The organism is Pseudoalteromonas sp. TB51 (assembly GCF_000498055.1).
Lineage (GTDB): Bacteria > Pseudomonadota > Gammaproteobacteria > Enterobacterales > Alteromonadaceae > Pseudoalteromonas > Pseudoalteromonas atlantica.
In genome coordinates, this window is record NZ_AUTO01000111.1 from 1 (window position 1) to 23,350 (window position 23,350).

Here is a 23,350-nt window from a genome sequence, read left to right on the forward strand (position 1 = left end):
TGGCTGCTTTTATATTTTCTTAATATTCATCTACTTTAAGCTCGCAGCAAAAAAAAGGTGTGATAGAATATCACCACGTCGATTAAGCGTGGTGTCAGCTAAAAACTGCTATAACTGACGCCTCATCAAGCTACACTGGAGTTGTGCTGTTTTAATGGAAAATGTACTGATTTGGCCAAAGGAATACCCATTACTTATTAAAGGACTTGTAGAACAAAACGGTGCCTTTATTTTAGATGCTTTAGAAGCTTGGCCTGCATGTCGTTCTACTATTGAAGATGACGGTGTATGCACCACTGTGCTACCACCCATTTACTATTTGATATGGTTAACCCCGCTTGAACCCTTTGAAGAGTGTTATTTTCAGCATATTAGTGAATATGACGAAGATGCGCACGCTTACATTGCTGCTGTTAAAAATCATTATTTAGATAACGAATACACCAGCGAGTCAATGGCGCTAATGCTGTGCCAGCGCTTAGAAAAATACGCCAGTGTGGCGGCGCAGAACGCACTTGATACGCCGCTTTCGTTGTTTAGCTTATTATTTAGTAAACGCTATTTTTCGTTAATTGAACATGCTCTAAATAGTGGCAGCAAATTAAGTGCACACGATACGCTAGCACTGTGGCAAGAAGTTGATTTTAGAGAGCGTTTAAGTGCTTTTTTACCTGAATCGGTCGCTGATTTAAACGAACTTACAGAGCTTGCCAGTCAAAAAGTAGCAAACGGTAAAGACTATTTTACGTTGTTAACGCAAGTATCGCCGGATGTTGATTCTATTGTATTGCTTGAAAAAGCATTACTTGCTCATTTAAGCCAAAAAAGCGCAAAGCAAACCATGGCGATGCGTTTTATAGAGCAAGGTGCCACTGGTACATTGGCTGATGAAAACAATAAAACAGCGTTTATGTGGGCAGCCGAAAAAGGCTATGTAAATGTGATAGAAACACTGTTGGCTAAACAGGATCAAAAAGCGCAAGACACCTTAGGCAATACCGCACTGCATTATGCAGTGTTAGCTAAAAACGAAACCCTTATGGTGCTATTACTAAAAGCAGGTTACGACTTTAGAGCACGTAATAACGAGGGCTTAAGCTGTTACCGGTTAGCAGTAAGTATTAAAGCAAGCAATTTAGTTAAATGCCTTGAGCGCGATTTTGGTATAAAAGAGCTTTCGCCAGAAGGGCAGTTTAACCGCATTAAAAAGGTGCACGCCTTACACGCAATTGTCACTATTTTATTGCCATTGCAGCTCTATTTCTTTTTTGATGAAAGCATTGCTATAAAAAGTGAGTTGACTTTAATTTTTACACTGATTGCATCGGTGTGTTTTTTCTTTGCGGCGAGCTTAAAGCGCTGTGCGCTCTATCCACATATAAAGCACCCGTGGGGGTTATTTGTGTTACGTGTTTTTTCGTTGTTAAGCTTAATAGCTCAGCTTGGATTAGCCAGTATAGTTGCACTGGCTGCACTGAGCGAATTAGTGTAGCGGCCGCCATGGCAAACTAAAAGCCTAAAAAAACGCGCTTACATTGTTATGTTAAGCGCGTTTTTTGTATGTATAAGCTGTTATACCAATCCGCAATAATATCTAATCATTTTGCGGGGCTAAACGTGTCGCTATCTGCGTTAAAAAACTCACATTTAGAACAACTAAATAGCGAATTTTTTGCCTTGCTATCAACACATTTTTCCATCCTCAAAATAGATTACTTACTTATGCGGATTGGTATTATTTCAACTTTCAACTTAAATACTTAATTTTGCGAATTAGTATTATTTATTGTATTCGTTAGCGGCTTTTTCCTCTGCGAGCTCTTCTTTAAGCTTACGTATTTTTAAGCCTTGCTCTTGCCCGCGGTGCCTTGCGTAATACGTGCAGCCAATAAACATGGCAGAGGCAAACACTAGCTCTAATAACACCCATATTAGCTCATCAGGTGCAGCCCATAACATGGTTAAGCCGTGTATAAAGTACAACATAACAACAAAGTTAGCCCAAGCGTAAGTGTAAGTGTTGTCTTTAATAAAGCCTCTTAAAGGCAACAGTAAAGGGATTATAGGCACAAACAAGGATACAACACTTGCGTTGCCATTTAGCGGAGGTACAAAGTACATCCACAGAGGAAATAAAAGTAATAAACCCACATAGCCAAAAATAGCGGTGCGCTGAAATTTTACAGTAATTGGCTTTTTAGCAGGGGTGTCAGCGGTATTCATTGAAGTTTTCTCGCAATGTGAGTGAGGCGTTTACCAACGCTTTGGCATATTTTAATTTCGTCTTTACTTAAAGTATTCGTATTACTACTGCCGGCTACATGTGTTGCCCCGTAAGGTGTGCCGCCGGTTTGCGTAGCTAGTAACTCTGGTACTTCGTAAGGTACCCCTAATAACATCATGCCGTGGTGTAGTAGCGGTAATGATAAATTAAGTAAGGTGGCTTCATTGCCGCCATGCATACTGCTTGACGATGAAAACACACAGGCTGGTTTATCTATTAACTGGCCTTTTAGCCATAGATCGCTGGTGGTTTCCCAAAACGTTTTTGCTTGCGATGCCATCATGCCAAATCGGGTAGGTGTGCCAAACGCAAGGCCGTCGCAATTTATTAAATCATCTTTTGTAATTACTATATCGTGCGGATTTTTAGCAACAAAGGTACGCAATACGGCTGTGGCACACTGTTGCTCTATAGATTCGGCTATTTCGTGCGCCATAGCTTCAACCGAGCCATGGCTTGAGTGATACAGTACAACAATGCGAGTCGTCATTATAATACGCTTAATACGTTTTCAGGCGGACGGCCAAGGGCTGCTTTACCGTTGTTTTGTACAATAGGGCGTTCAATAAGTTTAGGGTTGTCTACCATGGCGTTTATTAGCGCTGACTCGTTGGTTTCTTCTTTTAGGTTAAGCGCTTTGTATGCATCTTCTTTTGTGCGCATTAGCTGGCGGGCTGAGCTAAAGCCTAATTGTTCTAAAAGTTGGCTTATTTGCTCATGGTTAAGCGGTGTTTTTAAATACTCTACTACGCTTGGTGTTACGTTGTTTTGCTCTAGTAATGCGAGGGTTTCACGCGATTTAGAACAACGTGGATTATGATAAATAGTAACTGACATACAATTAGTTCCAAAATGTAATTTGCCGCTATTTTAGGGCAAGCGCTGACAGACTTAAAGCCTTGCCAGCTCTTTTTGTAAACGGCGATACTGAGTAAGCAAGGCTTTTAAGCGTTGCTGTTTAACCAGCTCTGTGGGTTCTACGAAGTTAAGCGCTTTTTGGATTTCGTCTGCGGCTTTAATATACGCGCCATATTGCGATAACACATCAGCATTGGCCTCGTGATAAGCGGCAAGCTTGTCTTGTTTTTTATAGGCATCGGCTAATAGCTGTTTGCCTAAGTTGTGGTCGGGTTTTTCAAGTAAAAAGCTTTTTAAAATGTTTTCAGCTAGTTCAAACTGCTTAGCCTCTAATGCCGCATTTGCATAGTTTAAAGTTATAACTTGGTTGTTAGGGCGATAGTTGTTTAGTTCAGCCAAAAACTTTACCGCTTCGTCGGCTTTTTTTTGCGCTATTAGTAAATCGGTGTGAGTATCGATATAAAATAAATTTTTAGGACTTTGCGCTAATAGCGGCTCTAAAATTTCGGCGGCTTCATCTAGCTTATCTTGATCAAGTAAGCTTATGCCCAAGNAAGCCGTATTTAAGCGCGGTGTTGTTGTAACTGTTTTCGCGCATTAATTTTTTAAATAACGCTTCGGCATTTTCGGGCTTATTGGCATAACGGGCAAGTACTCGGCTTTTTGCTAAATTAAACTCAAGGCTTGGGTTTAAATGGCGCACAGGGAATTGCTCTGCACGTAGGCGTACGTCAGATACACGGCTCTCTGGCAATGGGTGAGTCAGTAAAAAAGCGGGTGGTTTGTACTTATATCTTATTTGCGCTGAAAGTTTAGTTAAAAATTCACTTGATGCACGGGCGTCAAAACCGGCGTTATTAAGGGTTTGCATACCAATTCTGTCGGCTTCTTGCTCGGCAGCACGGCTGTGAGTTAGTTGGCTAAACGCGGCTTGGGTTTGGTTAGCCGAAATAATAGCAATACCTGCGTCGGGAGCAACCACGGTGGCTAAGATACCGGCTATCATGCCTGCAATAGTCAGTGCGCTGTTGTCTTGTTGTTGCTGAATACGACGAGCTAAATGGCGCTGAGTTACGTGCGCTATTTCGTGCCCAAGTACAGAGGCAAATTGGCTTTCGTTATCTGATTGCGCAATAAGCCCCGTATGCACACCAACATGCCCGCCGTAAAAAGCAAAGGCGTTAATTTCGTTGTTATTTACCCAAAAAAACGAAAAAGGAAAACGCACGTCGTTTGCATTAGCCACAAGTTTTCGGCCAAGTGTGGTTAAGTATTCGTCTAAAACGGGGTCGTTTACTACCGGTGATGAGCCTCTTATTTGCATCATCATCACTTCGCCAATGGCTTGTTCTTTTTCAAGTGGCAAAACTTGTAGCGCAGACGTACCTAAATCGGGTAGCGTAAAGTTTGTTTGTGCCTTTAACGGCTCACTAACCAGTAGGCTAAAGGTAAGCGCGGCACTGCATAAAGTGATAAAGGCTGATTTTAGCTGCATTTTATTCCTTGTTAATTTGTTCACCAATGGCAATTTTTGCTATGTCAATTTCATCGCTGCTTGCACGGCTGTCTTTTTCGCACAATTGGTAGAGTTCTTTTATTGTGACTCCATCAAGCTTTACAACGTTCAATTCTTGCTGCAAAAATTTAATAATTTTATGTACTACCTTATGTGCATGTAAAATAATGGCTTTATCGGCCTTGTCGCCGCGCTCAAAATAAAAGCCAATAAACTTATGGAGCTGATTTATGCGGATCAGGTTTTTCATTGAATGCGGATCCCATACTTTAAACTCCATAAAGCGGTTATCTTTAACGTATTGATCAATAATTATATCTTTAGCATAGGGTTGTGCCCAGAGCTCAAAGCCTCGGTCGGTAAATACTTGGTGTAGCGCTATACGCGGCTTATGCTTGGTGTGTATTTCACCAAAATCATCTTCATAGCCATCAAGTAAGTCTAAGTTCCAATTGCGTTTATTGATCAGGCTTTTTACAGCGTTATCAAATCCGTGCTCCAATATTCCTTCAGATTCGCTGACCGAAGAAGCAACAAGATGATAAAAAGGCGGGAGCTCTCCCCAGTTTATCTGCTTTTTATACCAATTAATCTCTTTGAGAGTTGGATTACTAGGTAGTTGCGCTTTATTATGCGTGCCAGGCATTAACTTATCCTTACTGCTAATTATGTTATAAGGATAAACCATTGCTGGAATGGTTTTAAGAAAAAGTTACTGCTGTTCACATTTTATAAATAGAATGACCGACAATATGCGACTTATTATTCATTTTACTTAGCGAGTAAAGTAGTTATGTTAGAGTGCGATTTAAAAAAATTTAAATGCCCACAACAGTTTGTACAATTTAAATTAGCGCTTCGTAATGCGCAGTCATCTAATAAGGCAATAACGTTTAGTATAAATAACGACGAAAGCGCAGATGATATTACGCGTTTTTTAAGCAAAAATGCATATACATATAAATTTGATCAACACCTAGGACTATTACTAGTGGAGCCATTGCATGTTTGAATACGTTAAAACATGGTACGAAAGAAAGTTCTCAGATCCTCATTCAGTCACCTTACTTTTTTTACTCATTGCCTCTGTGGCATTACTGTACTTTTTTGGCTCGTTAATTGTTCCTGTGTTAGTGGCATTGGTGATTGCTTATTTACTTGATTGGCCGGTTGTACACTTAGAGCGCTTTGGGTTAAAACGCTTTAGCGCCACAGTCATTGTAATGCTGATATTTACCGGGGTTATGCTTACCCTTATTTTGGTTATTGGCCCAGTACTTTGGAAGCAAACCAGTAATTTAGTGCAAGAAACCCCGCACATGGTAGAGCAAGGTAAGTCATTTTTAATGGCCTTACCGCAGCAATACCCCAGTTTAATTAATGCCGAGCAGGTCCAAGCTATTGTGGCAAGTGTAGAGGCAAAGGCGCTCGAATTTGGCCAAGTTATTGTCTCGTTTTCACTTACTTCGCTAAAAGATGTTGTGGCATGGCTTATTTATTTGGTCCTTGTACCCTTACTTGTATTTTTTATGCTTAAAGACAAGCGTGAGCTTACAAGCAGTGCCGCTACGCTTATTCCGCAGCAGAGACGGTTAATTTTGCAAGTGTGGCACGAAATGAACCAGCAAATAATGAATTATATTCGAGGCAAAGTATTCGAAATTTTAATTGTGGGTGGCACCTCGTTTATTGCCTTTACTGTACTTGATTTACGTTATGCAGCTTTACTTGGCGTGTTGGTTGGGTTTTCGGTGTTAATTCCGTTTGTAGGTGCGGCATTGGTTACCATACCGGTTGCGGCGGTGGCGCTGTTTCAATTTGGTATCGAAACGCAGTTTTGGACCATATTAATAATTTACGGGATCATTCAGGCGCTCGATGGCAATGTATTAGTGCCTTTGTTGTTTTCTGAGGCCGTTGATTTAAATCCCGTATTTATTATTGTTGCAGTGCTATTTTTTGGTGGCTTATGGGGTTTTTGGGGCGTGTTTTTTGCCATTCCACTCGCATCGCTTGTAAAAGCGCTAATAAATGCCTGGTCATCTACGCATGGAGAAATAACAAAAGAGCGGGCACAGTAACGTACTTTTAGTTTAAAAAAGCATAGTAAACGCACCTAAGTTACTAATTGATTATTACCCAATGAGAACAAACTTATGTACTATTGGGTATAAGATATATTTTTTAGTAATAAAGGTGCGTTTTTAATGTCTGAGTTTTTATTGCACGATGAACAAGCAGCCCAAGTTTATCTTGATGCAAACGCTACAACACCTGTTTTACCCTGTATTGCCGACGTGGTGTCGCACACCATGCAAATTTGTTTTGGTAACCCTTCAAGCCCCCATATTAGCGGTATACAAGCTAAGTATTTATTAGAACAAACAAGGCAAAATGCACGCCATGTTATTGGTGCGCCCGATGGCGATATTCTTTTTACCTCAGGCGCAACAGAGGGCATACAAACAGCCATTGTTTCAACGCTCATTCATGCTAAAAATCATACGATTAAAAACCCTGTATTATTGTACGGGGCAACTGAGCACAAAGCGGTGCCTAACACGTTAAAACATTGGAATAGCGTTTTAGGCATTAACGCCCAATTACTGGCTATTCCTGTTGATAGTAAAGGGATTTTAGATTTAGCGTTTATTAATGAGCACATAAATAACGCGCTAATGATTTGCACCATGGCGGTTAATAACGAAACCGGTGTTTATCAAGACTTAAACGCTATAGAGCATACTATTCGCAGCCGCAATAAATCAGTGTCTTGGATGGTTGATTGTGTACAAGCTCTAGGTAAACAAGCGCTAGCGCTTAGTAGTACCAGCATAGATTATGCCCCGTTTTCGGGCCATAAACTCTATGCACCAAAAGGTATTGGTTTTTTATACATTAAAAATGGCAGTGCCTATACGCCATTTATTGCGGGGGGCGGGCAAGAAAGCGGCATGCGCTCTGGCACCGAAAACCTACCAGGTATAGCAGGACTTAATAAACTGTTTAACTTGCTGCTAGATAAAAACGACGACACGTTTAAGTCGGTTGAGGTATTAAATAGCTACAGAGCGCAACTGCTTAATGCGCTGCAAAGTACCTTTGGTGATATAACCTTTAATCACGATTTTTCACATTCTGTACCTACCACCCTTAATTTTGCTGTCGATACACTTACCTCCAAAGAGGTTATTGATTTATTTGACGCAGCAGGCATTAGAGTGAGCGGTGGCTCGGCGTGCAGTACAGGGGCAACACGCAGTTTTGTGCTTGATGCAATGGGGGCAACTAATTGGCAAAGTGAAAACGCCATTAGGCTGTCTTTTGGGCCTGCTGCAACCGAGCAGCAAATTAGCCAAGCATGTAAGCGTATATGCTCGTTAAAGGCGGTATTGGAGGCCAATTGCTTAATTGTTTCTGACAGTGCCTCGCCAAAGCAAGAAGTGTGCGCGCTGGGATTAACACAATTTAGGCATAAAGGGGCGTGTAGCTGGCTGTATGTTAGTGACGATGACAGCGCCGTTATTATTGACCCCGTATTAGAGCTTATTCCGCGCTTTGAAAAAATAGTGAGCACACAACAGCTCAACGTAAAAGCAATTTTAGATACCCACCAGCACCAAGACCGTCCAAGCGCAGTGGCTTTGTTAAATGAAGTACTAGGCACAACGCATGCGATGCAAAATAGCATTGAGCTTGGTACAAAAACGTTAACCATAAAGCCAACCCCAGGGCACAGTAAAGACAGCGTTAGTTATTTATTAAAAGAGCGCACCACAGGCCATATTGATTATTGTTTTTGCGGTGATTTAATTTTACCTGCAGGACTTGGTAATACCTCGCTTGAAGGGGGTAGTGCAACGCAAATGGCACACTCACTTATTACCCTTGCTGAGCAAATAAGTGACGATACGGTTATTTGTTCGGGGCATGACTATCAGCAATGCTTTGCCATTAACTGGCGTACTGTACGTGCACAAACGCCTTTGCTTAGCCCGTTATTAAATGGAGAAATAAGTACGGCGCAATTTGCACAGCTAAAAGCACAACACGATCAGCTACATATGCAAACCAGTAACCAATTGTGCGGCTATGTACAGGCGGCGGTGCAAACAGACACTAAGCAGCTAGACTTTACGCAAGCTAAAGCGTTACTAACGCAAAAAAATGTGTATTTAATTGACACCCGTGAGCCGTATGAACATGGCGTAATTAATGTGGCGGAGCTTTTTGCCGCGCCTTTAGCTAATACGCTTAATATTTCACTTAGCCGTATGGCTAACGCCATAGTACAAAATCAATTAAACCCGCAGCACACCTATATATTACTGTGTAGAAGCGGCAATCGTTCTAAAGTTGCAGCGGCAAATTTACAGCAATTAGGCTTTGCGAATATTTATAACGTAGCGGGTGGCTTGGCGTTGGTGAGCTAATTATGGGCCTAGTTTTGAGGATGTTTTAACCACCTATAAAGCTAGGCGAGTGCATACGATGCATTCTATGCTTTGGGCCTATAATGTTTCGAAGTTTAATTTGCAGCAGTCTGTTTGCTATTTTTACATGGATGTTTGCCAGTAGCGTAACGCAGGAGCCGTTACTGAACCCATTAAGGAACAAACCTCGCGCAGAATTAAATTGTTCCTAGTTTGAACAAATTTTAATCCTAAAAGGTCAACAGGCCCTAATTCATGAATATTTAATAAATGTTGTTTAAACTATTAAATGCTTAAAATTTGTGGGTAATTAATTCATAAAATTTTTATGATACCGGTGTCAAAAGTAAAAAATTGCGTTATTATCTGCATCATAAATTATAAAAACAGCATTTTTATTGCTTTTTTCGTTATACTAAGCGCTTGCTTTTTTACTAGCACTACGCGCAATTAGCGAAGTCTTTTTACCTAAAACTGTTTTTAAATCATTAATTTAAATATTTTAGAGGATATTTACATGTCTAATCGTTCGCAATTAGCAAGTTGGCAAGCACTACAAAATAGTGCCGCGCAGATGAAACAAACCCATCTAAAAACGTTATTTGCACAAGATGATACACGATTTGATGCATTCTCTACTCAAATTCCGGGTGTGTTGTTTGATTATTCAAAGCAGCGTATTGATAAAACTATTTTTGCACAACTCATCGAGCTTGCTAAAGAGTGTGACATTGCCTCTTGGCGCGACAAGATGTTTAGCGGTGAAAAAATCAATATTACAGAAGAGCGTGCTGTTCTTCATACTGCTTTACGTAATCGTGCCCATACACCTTTAGTTGTTGACGGCGAAGACGTAACGCAAGCGGTTGATAACGAATTAGCAAAAATTAAAACCTTTGTAGAAAAAGTACGCAGTGGGCAGTGGGTAGGCTTCACAGGTAAAGCAGTAAAAGATGTGGTAAGCATTGGTGTAGGTGGTTCAAACCTAGGCCCGCAAATGGCAACCGAAGCGCTAAAAGCACTTGCTGATGACACTTTAAATGTCCATTACGTATCTAATGCTGACGGTGTTCAAATTGCCTCTGTGTTAAAAGCAATTGACCCAGAAACAACCTTGTTTGTTATTTCATCGAAAACATTTACCACATCAGAAACCATGACCAACGCCAAAACGGCCGTTGATTGGTTTTTACAAACAGCAAAAGATGACAGCGCCATTGCTAAGCATTTTGTTGCTGTTAGCACAAACTTAGAAAAAACCGCAGCCTTTGGTATTAGCGATGAAAACGTATTCACTATGTGGGATTGGGTTGGGGGTCGCTTTTCACTTTGGAGTGCGATAGGCTTACCTATTGCGTTATACCTAGGTTATGACGCGTTTGAAGCTATTTTAGAAGGCGCATTTGAAGTAGATGAGCACTTTAAAGCAGCCCCATTTGAACAAAATATTCCGCTTATAATGGCACTACTTAGTGTATGGAATACCAGCTTTTTAGGCTTTACGTCGCAAGCTATTTTACCGTATGACCAAGCGCTTCATATGTTACCTGCGTATTTACAACAAGGTGAGATGGAAAGTAACGGTAAACACGTAAACTTTGCTGGCGAAACCGTACCTTATACAACGGTTCCTATTATTTGGGGTATGACCGGTATTAACGGCCAACATGCGTTTTATCAGTGTTTACACCAAGGTAATGTAATTGTACCTGCTGATTTTATTGCCTCAGTTAAGCCGCAGGTAGCCGTAGATAAGCATCACGATATTTTATTATCTAACTTTTTAGCGCAAACAGAAGCAATGATGAGCGGTGTAGATGCACAGCAAGTCACAGAAGATTTAGCCGCTAAAGGTAAAACACAAGCACAAATTGATGAGTTACTAAATCATAAAATTCATCAGGGTAATCGCCCTACAACATCTATACTGCTAGATACAGTTGATGCAAAAACAGTAGGACGCTTAATTGCGCTGTACGAACATAAAATTTTCTGCCAAGGCATAATTTTAGAAATTTGCTCATTTGATCAATGGGGTGTTGAGCTTGGTAAAGGCCTTGCCTCTAAAATTGAAAGCGAACTAACCGATGACAGCGTAAAACACGCCCACGATAGTTCAACAAATGGCTTAATTGCGTACTACAAGCAACACCGTACGCAGTAATATATTCGCTTATGTAAATAAGCAAACCGAGTACCTTTGAACGGGTAGCGCTGGAGTTCTTAGGGCCTGTATTTTTGTGAGAGGATTTACAGGACTCCTAAGACTCATTTAATTGTGCGAACAGTCAAATAATAAATAAAACGCCATAGCGTAAAACATTCAATAGGCTTTTATTAACACTAAGAGCCACTGTCATTCAAGCACTAAACCTGCATACCAAGCGGCTTATGGAAGTCGCTTTTAGGTATTACAAACGTAGAGAGTAACTATGCTTAATCCTTTTGATATTATAATTTTTGGGGGCGGTGGTGATCTTGCGTTACGCAAATTGCTACCTGCAATGTACAGAGCATATCAAGAAGGCAACTTACCAGAAGGCTCGCGTATTCTGCCTACAGTGCGTGAAGAAAGTAAGCGTGCTGACTACATAGAAACAGCACACAACGCACTGAAAGAGTTTTTAAGTAAAGGCGAATTTAACGCTAAAGATTGGAAAGCATTTTCTACTTACTTAGTGCCTGTAGTAAGCAACGTAACCGAAGCTGACGACAACTGGGATGTACTAAAAGGCATTTTAGATGAGCACGACAGCAATAAATCTCGCGTATTTTATTTATCGCTTCCGCCTGCTGTTTACGGCACATGTTGTGAAATTTTATCAACGAAAGGTTTAATCACACCCACTTCACGTGTGGTTGTTGAAAAGCCAATTGGTTACTGCGGCGAATCAGCAGAGGCTATCAATGGTAAAATTGCAGAGTTTTTTGACGAAGAGCAAATTTTCCGTATTGACCACTACTTAGGTAAAGAGACAGTACAAAACCTAATGGCACTGCGTTTTTCAAACTCACTGTTTGAAAACATGTGGGATGCTAAATCTATTGATAATATTCAAATTAGTTTATCTGAAACGGTAGGCCTTGAAAGCCGTGCTGGTTTTTACGATAAAGCCGGTGCACTGCGCGACATGGTGCAAAACCACCTATTACAGTTATTGTGCTTAGTGGCAATGGAATCACCAAATAAACTAAACGCAAATAGCATCCGTACTGAAAAACTTAAAGTATTAGAAGCACTTCGTCCGTTACTAGAAGGTGACGTAGATGAAAATATCGTTCGCGGTCAATACGTACCAGGGGATTTAAACGGTAAAATTGTACCAGGTTACTTAGAAGAGCTTAACGAAGGTTCAAGTAAAACAGAAACCTTTGTGGCTATTCGTGCACACATTGATAACTGGCGCTGGGCGGGGGTACCTTTTTATCTTCGTACTGGTAAGCGTATGGCTAAACGTTGTGCAGAAATTGTGGTTGAGTACAAAAAAGTATCGCACAATATTTATGAAGAAAACGTGGGTAATATTGAGCCAAACCGACTTGTTATTCGTTTGCAGCCGGAAGAGACGATTCAATTAACGCTTATGTCTAAGCGCCTTGATAATCTTGAAATGCAATTAGAGCCGGTAACGATGAATATTGAGCTTTCTCAAGCATACAGCAATGGTTTCCACTCTGATGCGTACAAACGCTTAATGCTTGATGCTGCAGCTAATAACCCATCGTTATTTATACACCGTGACGAAGTTCGTCAAGCGTGGAAATGGATAGATCCAATTATTGAGCGCTGGCAAACCAAAGGCAAACCTGCACTTTACCGTGCTGGTAGCTGGGGACCGGATGATGCTGATGAATTATTAGCTGAAAACAACCACGTGTGGTTTAACACAGGCGATAAGGCGTAAGGTATGGCAACACTTGTTGAAAAGTTTTTTGACTCAAAAGATGAGTTAACCGCTGAGCTATCACACACGCTTGAGCAATCTTTACGTGATGGCATAAAAAGTGATGGCCGTGCTGTGCTAATGGTATCAGGTGGTTCGTCTCCTGCGCCAGCGTACAAGCACTTATCAACGCTTGATTTAGATTGGCAAAATATAGATGTAGCCATGGTTGATGAGCGCTGGGTTGAGCCAAGCCACGAAAAAAGTAACGAAGCGTTTATAAAAAGCACCTTGTTACAAAATTACGGCAGTGCCGCTAATTTTATTACCATGAAAAACGATGCAGTAACGGCCGAGCAAGGTACACAAGTATGTGAAGCCGCTTATGGCGCTTTAAAAGCACCGTATGATGTAACAATTTTAGGCATGGGCCCAGATGGCCATACAGCGTCTTTGTTCCCACATGCAGAGGGCCTTGAGCATGGTTTAACAACACAGCAAACTGTGTGCGCTATTAATGCAATAGAAAGCGACGTGACAGGCAGCATTACAGAGCGTATGACACTGACTTTAAATGCAATAGCAAACTCTAAAGTGGTTAAACTCCTGATCAGTGGTGAAGAAAAGCTAGCGGTTTACAAGCAAGCTAAAGCGGGTGGCGATGTAAACGATATGCCACTTCGCGCTGTGCTAAACCACCCAAGCATAAATATTGAAGTGTATTGGGCGCCTTAATTTAGCCGCTCATTTACAGTTTAAAAAGGCAGCTTAATTAAGCTGCCTTTTTATTTGGCTAAATAACATGCTAAACCTATTCAAAAAATACCGTCAAACTGTTAACCAATGTTAATGGTTTTTATGGCGCTGTATTAAAATTACCCGTTATTTGTACTGTTTTTGAGCGTATTAGTTGCGTTTTTATTGTCTGTTTTTTAGCAACGCCCAGATTTAGTTAAACTTTATTTTTTCATGACGGTTGTCATAAAACTTTCCCTTCCTTTTTTCGTTCAAAAGCATTAGCCTAAAGGCATTAACAATGAAACATATATATTAAAAATAAACGGAGCAGTAACATGGCGGAGCAACAAGTACAGCCTTTACACAACGAAAAGCATGCCAACACTAAAATTCAAAACGGCATCAACGTTGAATTTATGAAAACTCAACATTTAGTGCCAGTAGTTGCACATGAGTTTGCGCGCGTAGCAAATGAATTCCCAATGTCTTTTGTTAAAAACAACGAAAGCGGTACTTTCCAAGCAGTTGCAATGTTTGGCCTAGAGCCAGGCGAAAACCTGTTTGTAGAAGATGGTAAATGGACTGCAGCTTTTGCGCCTATGGCATCAACGCGCTACCCATTAGGTCTAGTAAAGCACCCTGAGCAAGATCAGTACGGTATTGTGATTGACGAAGCAAGCTCGCTTGTAGGTGAAGAAGAAGGCAACGCATTATTTGAAAACGGTGAAGAAACTGACTACTTAAAGCGTCGTAAAGAGTCTTTAGTGTCTTTCATTGAGTTTTCTCAAGTAACAGAAGCATTCACTAAATACTTAGCTGATAAAGAGCTACTAGTAGCGCAAACGCTAACTGTAGACATTAAAGGCGAGAAAAAAGACATCAACGGTATTTACCTTATCGATGAGAAAAAACTTAACTCGCTTAGCGATGAAGAGTTTTTAGAGCTTCGTAAGCGCGGTTACTTAGCACCTATTTATTCGTTCTTAACATCTACTCACCAAGTAGCACGTTTAGCACGTTTAAAAGCTAAGCAAGACGCGTAATTACATACACGTTTAGTAAAAAGCGCCTGATGGCGCTTTTTTTGTGCCATTAAACTTACTCTATGCCAATTGGGTTAAAAAGTAGGGGTGATGAAGGGAAATAACGCCCTCGTATTTCGCTTTGTTATTAGGCTGTTTATTAGCTGCTTAAATAAAGCGCTAACTTAATGCCGTTGATATTAGTTGAAAAAATACGTGTAACCATTCAAAGTAAATTCAATACTAAATTTAAAAAAGAGCGCACTATGAAAAAAACATTCTTATTGTCAGTTTTAGCCAGCGGCTGCTTAACACTAAGCACGCAAGCATTAAGTGAACAAGCCCCGTTTGCTATAGCGATTCATGGTGGAGCAGGCACAATTGAAAAAGCAAAATTTACCCCAGAGCAAGAAAAAGCCTACCGAGCAAAACTAGCCGAAGCTGTTGAAGCAGGTTACAGCGTACTTGAAAAGGGCGGCGAAAGTTTAGATGCAATCACCACTGCTATTGAAGTATTAGAGCAGTCGCCTTACTTTAATGCTGGGCGCGGTGCAGTGTACACCTATGATGGCAGCCATGAGCTTGATGCCTCAATAATGGATGGGCGAAACCGTCAAGCGGGTGCGATCGCTGGCGTAAAGCACATAGAAAGCCCAATTCAATTAGCCCGCTTAGTAATGGATAACTCAGTACACGTAATGCTTAGTGGTCAAGGCGCTGAAGAATTTGCCAAAGAGCAGGGCGTTGCGCTGATAGAAAATAATATATTTGATACTAAGCACCGTTATGAAGCACTTTTAAAAGCAAAGCAAAAATTAGAAAAAGAAAAAGCAACCAGCCAAAACTACCAAGCTGCGCATAAAGCCCTGCCAACAAATTATAAAATGGGCACCGTAGGTGCAGTGGCACTTGATAAAAACGGCAATTTAGCCGCAGGTACATCTACAGGTGGCATGACCGCAAAACGCTTTGGCCGCATTGGCGATTCCCCTGTTATTGGCGCGGGTACTTTTGCTGAAAACGATTCGTGTGCGGTATCGGCCACCGGTCACGGCGAGTATTTTATTCGCTACAGTGTTGCCAGTGATATTTGTGCACGCGTTAAATATCAAAATAAAACCATTGAACAAGCTGGGGATGAGGTTATTAACCAAGTACTTGCGCCTATAGGTGGTACAGGTGGGGTTATTATTGTAGATGCTAAAGGTCATATTAGTATGCCATTTAATACCTCGGGCATGTACCGAGCAAGCAAATCGAACACACAATCAACCTTTGTGGGCATTTTTAAAAACCAATAGCGTGATATATAAGCCTTATAGGGATTGTAGGATTAACGCTGCGAGTTTATTTTGATACTATTAGCCCTCATTTATTAAATTTATAAGGTGTGCGGGTGGTAAACCTAGGTCAGTTGTTTGGCGAGCTTAAAACGTGCTTAAAAAAAGATCAGTTTATATTTAAAAAACGCTTACATGGCGTAAAAAAAATACAAGACGAGACTAAGCAGGCCAATGCCCTTGAAAAAATAGCGGCTGATATNCCCGCAGCCAGCAGCTACGTGAAAAACGTTTAGCTGAGCTGCCCGCTGTAACGTACCCTGAGCAATTACCGGTAAGTCAAAAAAAGGACGTCATTAAAGACGCCATTGCGAATAATCAAGTGGTGATTATTGCCGGTGAAACAGGCTCAGGTAAAACCACGCAAATACCAAAAATGTGTTTAGAGCTTGGCCGTGGGGTTGATGGCTTTATTGGCCATACCCAGCCAAGACGTTTAGCCGCGCGCAGTGTAGCTAACCGTATTGCTGAGGAAATGAAATGTGAGCTTGGCCAACAAATCGGTTTTAAAATACGTTTTAGCGATCAGGTCTCTAATAATACGTATGTAAAACTGATGACCGACGGTATTTTGCTCGCCGAAATACAACAAGACCGCTTTTTAAATCAGTACGACACCATCATTATTGATGAAGCCCATGAGCGCAGCTTAAATATCGATTTTATTTTGGGGTATTTAAAAAACTTACTGCCAAAGCGCCCCGACTTAAAAGTTATTATTACCTCGGCGACCATTGATCCTGAACGTTTTTCAAAGCACTTTGATGATGCGCCAATTATTGAAGTATCGGGACGTACATTCCCCGTTGAGGTGCGCTATAACCCTATAAGCGATATAAATAAAGGCGCTATGGAAGCCGAAGGCGACCAACTGCAAGGTATTTTTGATGCGGTAGATGAGCTGTGCGCTGAAGGGCCAGGGGACATTCTCATATTTTTAAATGGCGAGCGCGAAATACGCGATACCGCAGAGGCGCTCTCTAAACGTAATTTAAAACACACCGACGTATTACCACTTTACTCGCGCTTATCTAACGCAGAGCAAAATCGTATATTTGCCCCGCATTCGCGCCGCCATATCATTTTATCAACCAACGTGGCCGAAACTTCATTAACGGTGCCGGGTATTCGTTATGTAATAGACCCAGGTACAGCGCGTATTAGCCGTTACAGCTATCGTACTAAAGTACAGCGTTTACCTATTGAGCCTATTTCTCAGGCAAGTGCGAACCAACGTATGGGACGTTGCGGCCGTGTTGAAGCGGGTATTTGTATTCGTTTGTATTCGCAAGATGACTTTATATCTCGCCCTGAATTTACAGACCCAGAAATACTGCGCACTAATTTAGCCTCTGTTATTTTGCAAATGTTGGCATTAGGGCTTGGCGATATGAGCGAGTTTCCGTTTGTACAAGCGCCAGATAGTCGCAATATTAACGATGGTTTAACCCTACTTGAAGAGCTTCAGGCGATTAAGCCGAGTAAAAAGCGCCATCAAACGAGTTTAACGCAATCAGGGCGTGAGCTTAGCCGCCTACCGGTCGACCCGCGTTTAGCTAAAATGGTGTTGACGGCTAATAAGCTCGGTGCACTACGAGAAGTTATTATTATTGTGGCAGCGCTGTCGATTCAAGACCCACGAGAGCGCCCGCAAGAAAAACGCCCCGCAGCGAACGAAAAACACAGTCGCTTTGATGACCCTGACTCAGATTTTATTGCTTTTTTAAATCTTTGGAATTACCTAGAAGAGCAGCAAAGTGAGCTGACAAATAGCCAGTTTAGAAAGTTGTGCCAAAAAGACTTTTTAGCTTATATGCGTATTCGTGAGTGGCAAGACATTGTTTATCAAATAAGCACTGTGTGCAACGAAATGAAAATTAAAGCCACCACGCAAGTGGCTGACTCTGAGCTAATACACAAAGCGTTACTGAGCGGCATGTTAAGTCACATAGGCTTTAAAGACGAAAAGCAAGTATATAAAGGCGCTCGTAATAGCCAGTTTCATATTTTTCCGGGTTCTGGATTATTTAAAAAGAGCCCCAAATGGATTATGTCGGCAGAGCTGGTAGAGACCAGTAAACTATACGCACGCATTAATGCCAAAATAGATATTAATTGGGTAGAGCCCCTTGCACAGCATTTAGTAAAACGAAGCTATTCTGAGCCGCATTGGGAGAAAAAACCAGGCGCTGTTATCGCGTTCGAGCAACAAACCTTGTACGGCTTATTGGTGGTTAATAAACGCCGCTGTGTGTATAGCAATATAGATCCTAAAGTTAGCCGTGAGCTGTTTGTACGCACCGCCCTTGTAGAGCAAGAGCTTGGCTTAAATGAGCAATTTTTAGCGTACAACCGCGAGCTAATAGAAGATATTCAGGTACTTGAGCATAAATCGCGACGTCGCGATATTTTGGTTGATGAGCAAACGTTATTTGAATTTTACGATAAAAAAATACCTAAAGAAATCAACAACCGTGCAGCCTTTATTAAGTGGTATAAAACTCAAAAGCAAAAAGACAAACGCTACCTATACATGATCCGTGAAGAGCTTATGCAGCACGGTGCAAGTAATATTACTGAGTTTGATTACCCTGATACATGGCAGCAAGATAATATTATTTTGCCGCTGAGCTATCATTTTGATCCAGGACAAGCTGTTGATGGGGTGGCTGTACAAATACCGGTAGCACTTTTAAACCAAGTGCAAGAAACCGGGTTTGATTGGCACATACCTGCCTTTAGGCATGAGCTAATAAGTGGTTTAATTAAATCGTTACCTAAGTCGTTACGTCGTAACTTTGTACCTGCTCCCAATTACGCTGATGCTGTACTGGCAGCCATTGAGCCTATGCAAGGCAGCTTACTTGATGCACTTACTACACGCTTACTAAGAATGACAGGCGTAAAAGTAGATATAGAAGCGTGGGATCTAAACGCACTGGCGCCTCATTTAAGGTTGCAGTTTGAGGTGCGTGATGAGCACGATAAATTACTTGCACGCGGACTAGATTTAGCAAAACTAAAAGCACAGCTGCAAGGCAAAGTAACCGATACGCTATCAAAGGTGGCCGATAAAGGCATTGAAAAAGCCGATTTAACACAATGGGACTTTGGCGCTTTGCCTGCCTCGTACGTTAAAAAACAAGGCCAATACGAAATAAAAGCTTACCCAGCGCTGGTAGATAAAAAATCCACAGCGGCAATTGAGCTCTTTGATAGTGAAGAAAAAGCCCAGCAAGCGCATCAGCAAGGTTTACGGCGTTTAGTTTTATTAAATGTGCCGTCGCCAATAAAGTACCTTCAGCAAAACTTGCCTAATAAAGCCAAACTGGGCTTGTACTTTAATCCGTTTGGGAAAATTGCAGACTTAATTGACGATTGTATTGCCGCCGGCGTAGACAGCTTATTAATAAAGCATGGCGATATACGCGATGAAAACGCTTTTGATAAAGTTAAAGAGCAAATTAGGGGCGAACTAGGCGATGCTGTGGTAGAAATTGCCACACAGGTTGAACAAGTTTTAAGCATTGCCCACGCGTTACATAAAAAAATGAAAGGGCGTGTCGATTTAACTATGATAACTGCCCATGGCGATATAAAATCACAGCTTGAGTCACTTATCTTCAAAGGGTTTGTGAGCGCTCACGGTGCGAATAAAATGCCGGACCTAATTCGTTATTTAAAAGCGATTCAAAAACGTTTAGAAAAACTGCCTGTTGATCCTAACCGCGATAGATTGTGCGTTTTAGAACTTGAAAAAGTAGCGCAAGAGTACAAAAAGCTCGTAAATAAAATTCCAAAAGGCTTGCCTATTCCGCAGCAGGTAAACGCTATTTTTTGGATGCAGCAGGAGCTTAGGGTGTCACTGTTTGCGCAAACCATAGGAACCCCATATCCTATTTCTGCAAAACGCGTTATGAATGCGATAAAAGAGATAGAATAAAACTTGCATTTTCTATTAAGCTTAGTACCTTAATAGAAGGATTTATTTTTGGTTGAGAAGGAAGCGACATACCTATGTCCTCATCGGTTGAACATAAGATTAAGCGATTGTTAGTTGTAGATGACGAGTATTTTAATTATGAAATGCTTAAATCTGCCCTGACTTCAAAATTTGATGTTAGTTATGCTGACTCGGGGAAAAGCTGTTTGGCGTCTGCCATTGCTAACCCGCCGGATATTATTTTGCTTGATGTATGTATGCCTGGCCTAGATGGGTATGATACATGTCGGATGCTTAAGCACACGCCTGAGACTAAAAATATACCTGTTGTTATGGTTTCGGGCTTAGAGTCGCCCTCGGAAAAGCAAGCTGGCTTTGATGCAGGGTGTGATGCCTATGTAGTAAAACCGTTTTCGATGGGTACTTTATTTGAGCAAATAAACACGGTTGTTTAAAGGTGATGCATGTTTACTGAAGATAAGCGCAATTTTAGACGTATGCAGGTTAATACTCCTGCGCAATTAACAACAATAGAGCCAGTTGCTGGGCTAAATTATACCGCAGAATGTGTTGATTTAAGTGCCACTGGGTTATCACTTCATTTAGATGACTTGCTTGAGCTCGATACTTTGCTACAGGTTAATATAGAATCGACTCACCCAAGTATTGCCTCTTTAAATGCAACGGCTAAAGTTATACGTGCTAGCAAAGAAGACGATGGCACCATTACCGCAGGATTAGAAATAGTTCAGTTTAATTAAATTGAATAAACACCAAGCGGCTGGCTTTTGCTATTGCGGGTGTTAAATAACGTTCGATTTTATTACCTACGTCCTTGTAGGTAATAACAATAATTTTTAGTAAACCTTACAAATCAAGCCTTTTAAGTAAAAGCCTTCAGGGTAACTACCAGCAATAGGGTGATCGGCCGCTTGATTTAAACGCTCCATAATCAATAGCTCTTTACCTGCATCTAGCGCAGCGTCTGCTACCACTTTTTGAAACAAGTTTTGATCCATTAATCCAGAGCACGAGAAAGTAAGTAATGTACCGCCTGGTTTTAATATTTGCATAGCAATCATGTTTATATCTTTATAACCACGACACGCACCGGTTAGCTGCGCTTTATTGTCTGCAAATTTTGGTGGGTCCATCACAATAGTGTCAAACTGTTTGCCTTCCTCACGGTATTGGCGTAATAACTTAAACACATCTTGTTTTACAAAATCGACTTTATTTAAATCTAAGTTATTGTGCTCTACGTTACGCTTAGCGGTATCCAGTGCTGGTTGTGATACATCAACATTAGTGACGTGTTTACAGCCACCACGTAGTGCGTAAAGTGAGAAAGTACCTGTGTAGCTAAAGCAATTTAATACGGTTTTATCTTTTGAAAAGCGCTCAAGTGCTGCGCGGCTATCACGTTGATCAAGGTAAAAGCCTGTTTTATGACCTTCTAAAATGTCTACTTCAAGCTTTAAGCCATTTTCTTCAATAACCACCGGCTCTGAAGGTTCGTTGCCCCACAGTACACCTTTAATAGGTTCTAAGCCTTCTTTGGTGCGCACGTCTACATCTGAGCGCTCATAAATATTCGCACCAGGAAAAATAGCCATTAACGCGCCTACAATTTCACCTTTATGGCGCTCAGCGCCGGCACTTAGTAATTGGCAAACTAAGGTGTTATCAAACTTATCAATGGTTACACCTGGCAAATAGTCAGACTCAGCAGCACACAACCTAAAGCCAGTTAAACCGCCTTCGGCTATTGCATGCTCGCGAGCATCTAAAGCACGGCGTAAGCGACGCTCAAAAAAGTGTTGGTCTATTACTTCTTTTTCATCAAAGCTCCACACTCGCGCTCTTATTTGTGAGTGAGGGCTATAAGCTGCGGTGGCTAAAAATTTACCTTCGCTGTCGTGAATGGTAACCGTATCACCTAGGCCTGGTTTACCTTTAATTTTTTTGATGGCTTTTGAAAATAACCAAGGGTGTTTTCTTTTTAATGATTTTTCGCGACCAGCTTGTAGGTAAACGGCAGATGACATAAGGCTTCTCAGTTGTAATAAATAAGCGCTGTATTTTAGTCAAGCATAGGGCAACATACAATGAATGTTTTGCAAGGGAGGTGTAAAGCGCCACGGCAAGATCATTATAAATTGAACTTATAGAGCAAGTAGTGATCAGATCAAGGCATAATAATTACTTGGTCGCATAAATATGAGCACTACTTTTCTGAAACATTTTAATTCAATTACAGATCCTCGCATTGAACGTTGTAAAAAGCATGAACTTATCGATATTCTTCTCCTTGCTATTAGCGCTGTACTCTCTGGTGCAGAAGGATGGGAAGATATTGAAGACTTTGGGCACCTAAAGCTTGATTGGTTAAAAAAATACGGTACGTTCAACGCAGGAATTCCAAAACATGACACGATTGCTCGCGTCATGTGTCGGTTAAAAGCAAATGAAATAGAAAGGGCATTTCAATCTTGGATATCATCACTGATTGAAACCACAGGTGCAGATATCATCGCTATCGATGGCAAAACCGCACGACGTTCATTTACCACAAAAGACAGAAAAAGTGCCTTACACACGGTCAGTGCATGGAGTTGCCAACACCAGTTAGTGCTTGGGCAGACGGCTGTTGATAATAAAACAAATGAAATCACCGCAATACCAGAATTACTCACCCTGCTCGATATTGAAAACAGTATCATTACGTTAGATGCGATGGGATGCCAACAAGAAATAGCAAAACAAATCATCCAACAAAAAGCAGATTATATTCTTGCACTTAAAGGTAATCATTCAGGCATGCAAAAGGAACTAGAAGCGTGGTGGCACAAGTGCGAGCGTGAAAGGTTAACTCAGCATAATTGTGATGAATATACCGAAATAAGCTCAGGACATGGGCGTGTTGAAACACGTACATGCCAGCAGTTACTTATAGATAAAAGCTGGTTAGGCAAGGATTATCGTTGGCCTGGCTTAACGAGTATTATTAAGGTCAGGGCTGAAGTTCATGATAAGTCGGCAGGGTCGGATACCACTGAAACACGCTGGTATATAAGTTCATTAGACTTAAATGCAGCGCAAGCACTCAATGCGGTACGCAGTCACTGGCAGGTTGAAAGCATGCATTGGATGCTTGATATGAACTTCAGAGAAGATGAATCGAGAATACGCAAACTTCAAGGGCCATTAATGTTTAATGTAATGCGAAAGATAGCCATGGCGCTTTTTAAACAAGATACATCTAAGTCAGCTAGTATGGCGAGGAAAAAGAAAATGGCAGGGCTAGACGATGATTACCGCTCAACCCTGTT

Annotated in this window: 17 protein-coding genes and 2 pseudogenes; 13 read left to right on the plus strand and 6 right to left on the minus strand. The window is 41.2% G+C overall.

What is annotated here, in order from left to right; translation table 11 throughout:
• Nucleotides 1-154: 154 nt before the first annotated feature.
• Nucleotides 155-1,492, plus strand: a complete 1,338-nt coding sequence (locus L650_RS0105615) for an ankyrin repeat domain-containing protein (RefSeq protein ID WP_004589168.1) — start codon at nt 155-157, stop codon at nt 1,490-1,492.
• Nucleotides 1,493-1,779: 287 nt separating this feature from the next.
• Here L650_RS0105615 and L650_RS0105620 read toward each other — a convergent pair whose 3' ends face one another.
• From L650_RS0105620 to L650_RS0105640, 5 genes and pseudogenes are all read right to left on the minus strand, one after another.
• Entirely contained in the window at nt 1,780-2,223 is a 444-nt protein-coding gene (locus tag L650_RS0105620) for a DUF2069 domain-containing protein (protein WP_024034209.1), read from the minus strand.
• Nucleotides 2,220-2,774, minus strand: coding sequence for an NAD(P)H:quinone oxidoreductase (gene wrbA / locus L650_RS0105625; protein WP_029772482.1), 555 nt, complete (start codon nt 2,772-2,774; stop codon nt 2,220-2,222). The genes L650_RS0105620 and wrbA overlap by 4 nt, the downstream gene beginning before the upstream one ends.
• Nucleotides 2,774-3,121, minus strand: coding sequence for an arsenate reductase (glutaredoxin) (arsC, locus tag L650_RS0105630; RefSeq protein ID WP_029772483.1), 348 nt, complete (start codon nt 3,119-3,121; stop codon nt 2,774-2,776). Before arsC ends, wrbA begins: the two co-directional genes overlap by 1 nt.
• Before the next feature lie 54 nt (nt 3,122-3,175).
• Nucleotides 3,176-4,637, minus strand: a pseudogene (locus L650_RS0105635) (M48 family metalloprotease).
• A 1-nt stretch (nt 4,638) separates the two neighbouring features.
• Nucleotides 4,639-5,304: a hypothetical protein gene (locus tag L650_RS0105640; RefSeq protein ID WP_004589173.1), complete on the minus strand. Its 666-nt coding sequence runs from the start codon at nt 5,302-5,304 to the stop codon at nt 4,639-4,641.
• A 147-nt stretch (nt 5,305-5,451) separates the two neighbouring features.
• Here L650_RS0105640 and L650_RS24485 point away from each other — a divergent pair, with 147 nt between their 5' ends.
• The 11 genes and pseudogenes from L650_RS24485 (at nt 5,452) to L650_RS0105695 (ending at nt 20,779) form a co-directional block, all read left to right on the plus strand.
• The gene (locus L650_RS24485) at nt 5,452-5,670 is read left to right on the plus strand and encodes a hypothetical protein (protein WP_004589174.1); all 219 of its coding nucleotides are present in this window, start codon (nt 5,452-5,454) and stop codon (nt 5,668-5,670) included.
• Nucleotides 5,663-6,739 carry an AI-2E family transporter gene (locus L650_RS0105650; protein WP_029772485.1) on the plus strand — a complete coding sequence of 359 codons (1,077 nt, stop codon included), beginning with the start codon at nt 5,663-5,665 and terminating at the stop codon, nt 6,737-6,739. The genes L650_RS24485 and L650_RS0105650 overlap by 8 nt, the downstream gene beginning before the upstream one ends.
• A 126-nt stretch (nt 6,740-6,865) precedes the next feature.
• Nucleotides 6,866-9,091, plus strand: a complete 2,226-nt coding sequence (locus L650_RS0105655) for an aminotransferase class V-fold PLP-dependent enzyme (RefSeq protein ID WP_029772486.1) — start codon at nt 6,866-6,868, stop codon at nt 9,089-9,091.
• Between the two features lie 517 nt (nt 9,092-9,608).
• Nucleotides 9,609-11,255 (plus strand): glucose-6-phosphate isomerase, encoded by a 1,647-nt coding sequence (gene pgi / locus L650_RS0105660; RefSeq protein ID WP_029772487.1) that lies wholly within the window; start codon nt 9,609-9,611, stop codon nt 11,253-11,255.
• A gap of 268 nt (nt 11,256-11,523) precedes the next feature.
• Nucleotides 11,524-12,996: a glucose-6-phosphate dehydrogenase gene (zwf, locus tag L650_RS0105665; RefSeq protein WP_004589178.1), complete on the plus strand. Its 1,473-nt coding sequence runs from the start codon at nt 11,524-11,526 to the stop codon at nt 12,994-12,996.
• 3 nt (nt 12,997-12,999) lie between these two features.
• Entirely contained in the window at nt 13,000-13,710 is a 711-nt protein-coding gene (gene pgl, locus L650_RS0105670) for a 6-phosphogluconolactonase (protein ID WP_029772488.1), read from the plus strand.
• Nucleotides 13,711-14,048: 338 nt separating this feature from the next.
• Complete coding sequence (locus L650_RS0105675) at nt 14,049-14,756, plus strand: SapC family protein (RefSeq protein WP_004589180.1); 708 nt, start codon at nt 14,049-14,051, stop codon at nt 14,754-14,756.
• Nucleotides 14,757-15,001: 245 nt separating this feature from the next.
• Nucleotides 15,002-16,036 carry an isoaspartyl peptidase/L-asparaginase family protein gene (locus L650_RS0105680; RefSeq protein WP_029772489.1) on the plus strand — a complete coding sequence of 345 codons (1,035 nt, stop codon included), beginning with the start codon at nt 15,002-15,004 and terminating at the stop codon, nt 16,034-16,036.
• Nucleotides 16,037-16,131: 95 nt separating this feature from the next.
• Nucleotides 16,132-20,018, plus strand: a pseudogene (hrpA, locus tag L650_RS0105685) (ATP-dependent RNA helicase HrpA).
• A gap of 74 nt (nt 20,019-20,092) precedes the next feature.
• On the plus strand, nt 20,093-20,473 hold the full coding sequence (locus L650_RS0105690; protein WP_024034218.1) for a PleD family two-component system response regulator: 381 nt from the start codon (nt 20,093-20,095) through the stop codon (nt 20,471-20,473).
• 9 nt (nt 20,474-20,482) lie between these two features.
• A complete protein-coding gene (locus L650_RS0105695; protein ID WP_004589184.1) occupies nt 20,483-20,779 on the plus strand; it encodes a PilZ domain-containing protein in 297 nt (98 codons plus the stop codon).
• Between the two features lie 96 nt (nt 20,780-20,875).
• Here L650_RS0105695 and L650_RS0105700 read toward each other — a convergent pair whose 3' ends face one another.
• Nucleotides 20,876-22,066, minus strand: coding sequence for a class I SAM-dependent methyltransferase (locus tag L650_RS0105700; RefSeq protein WP_029772490.1), 1,191 nt, complete (start codon nt 22,064-22,066; stop codon nt 20,876-20,878).
• Nucleotides 22,067-22,238: 172 nt separating this feature from the next.
• Here L650_RS0105700 and L650_RS0105705 point away from each other — a divergent pair.
• On the plus strand, nt 22,239-23,350 hold a 1,112-nt coding region (locus L650_RS0105705), incomplete at its 3' end, for an ISAs1 family transposase (protein WP_029771904.1).

What these genes read in the sequence shown, in the direction of transcription:
- L650_RS0105650 (WP_029772485.1), top strand. Translation starts at nt 5,663, where the DNA reads ATGTTTGAATACGTTAAAACATGGTACGAAAGAAAGTTCTCAGATCCT.
- L650_RS0105615 (WP_004589168.1), top strand. Translation starts at nt 155, where the DNA reads ATGGAAAATGTACTGATTTGGCCAAAGGAATACCCATTACTTATTAAA.
- L650_RS0105680 (WP_029772489.1), top strand. Translation starts at nt 15,002, where the DNA reads ATGAAAAAAACATTCTTATTGTCAGTTTTAGCCAGCGGCTGCTTAACA.
- wrbA (WP_029772482.1), bottom strand. Translation starts at nt 2,774, where the DNA reads ATGACGACTCGCATTGTTGTACTGTATCACTCAAGCCATGGCTCGGTT.
- pgl (WP_029772488.1), top strand. Translation starts at nt 13,000, where the DNA reads ATGGCAACACTTGTTGAAAAGTTTTTTGACTCAAAAGATGAGTTAACC.
- zwf (WP_004589178.1), top strand. Translation starts at nt 11,524, where the DNA reads ATGCTTAATCCTTTTGATATTATAATTTTTGGGGGCGGTGGTGATCTT.
- L650_RS0105620 (WP_024034209.1), bottom strand. Translation starts at nt 2,223, where the DNA reads ATGAATACCGCTGACACCCCTGCTAAAAAGCCAATTACTGTAAAATTT.
- L650_RS0105690 (WP_024034218.1), top strand. Translation starts at nt 20,093, where the DNA reads ATGTCCTCATCGGTTGAACATAAGATTAAGCGATTGTTAGTTGTAGAT.
- L650_RS0105695 (WP_004589184.1), top strand. Translation starts at nt 20,483, where the DNA reads ATGTTTACTGAAGATAAGCGCAATTTTAGACGTATGCAGGTTAATACT.
- L650_RS0105655 (WP_029772486.1), top strand. Translation starts at nt 6,866, where the DNA reads ATGTCTGAGTTTTTATTGCACGATGAACAAGCAGCCCAAGTTTATCTT.
- L650_RS0105675 (WP_004589180.1), top strand. Translation starts at nt 14,049, where the DNA reads ATGGCGGAGCAACAAGTACAGCCTTTACACAACGAAAAGCATGCCAAC.
- pgi (WP_029772487.1), top strand. Translation starts at nt 9,609, where the DNA reads ATGTCTAATCGTTCGCAATTAGCAAGTTGGCAAGCACTACAAAATAGT.
- L650_RS0105700 (WP_029772490.1), bottom strand. Translation starts at nt 22,066, where the DNA reads ATGTCATCTGCCGTTTACCTACAAGCTGGTCGCGAAAAATCATTAAAA.
- L650_RS0105640 (WP_004589173.1), bottom strand. Translation starts at nt 5,304, where the DNA reads ATGCCTGGCACGCATAATAAAGCGCAACTACCTAGTAATCCAACTCTC.
- arsC (WP_029772483.1), bottom strand. Translation starts at nt 3,121, where the DNA reads ATGTCAGTTACTATTTATCATAATCCACGTTGTTCTAAATCGCGTGAA.
- L650_RS24485 (WP_004589174.1), top strand. Translation starts at nt 5,452, where the DNA reads ATGTTAGAGTGCGATTTAAAAAAATTTAAATGCCCACAACAGTTTGTA.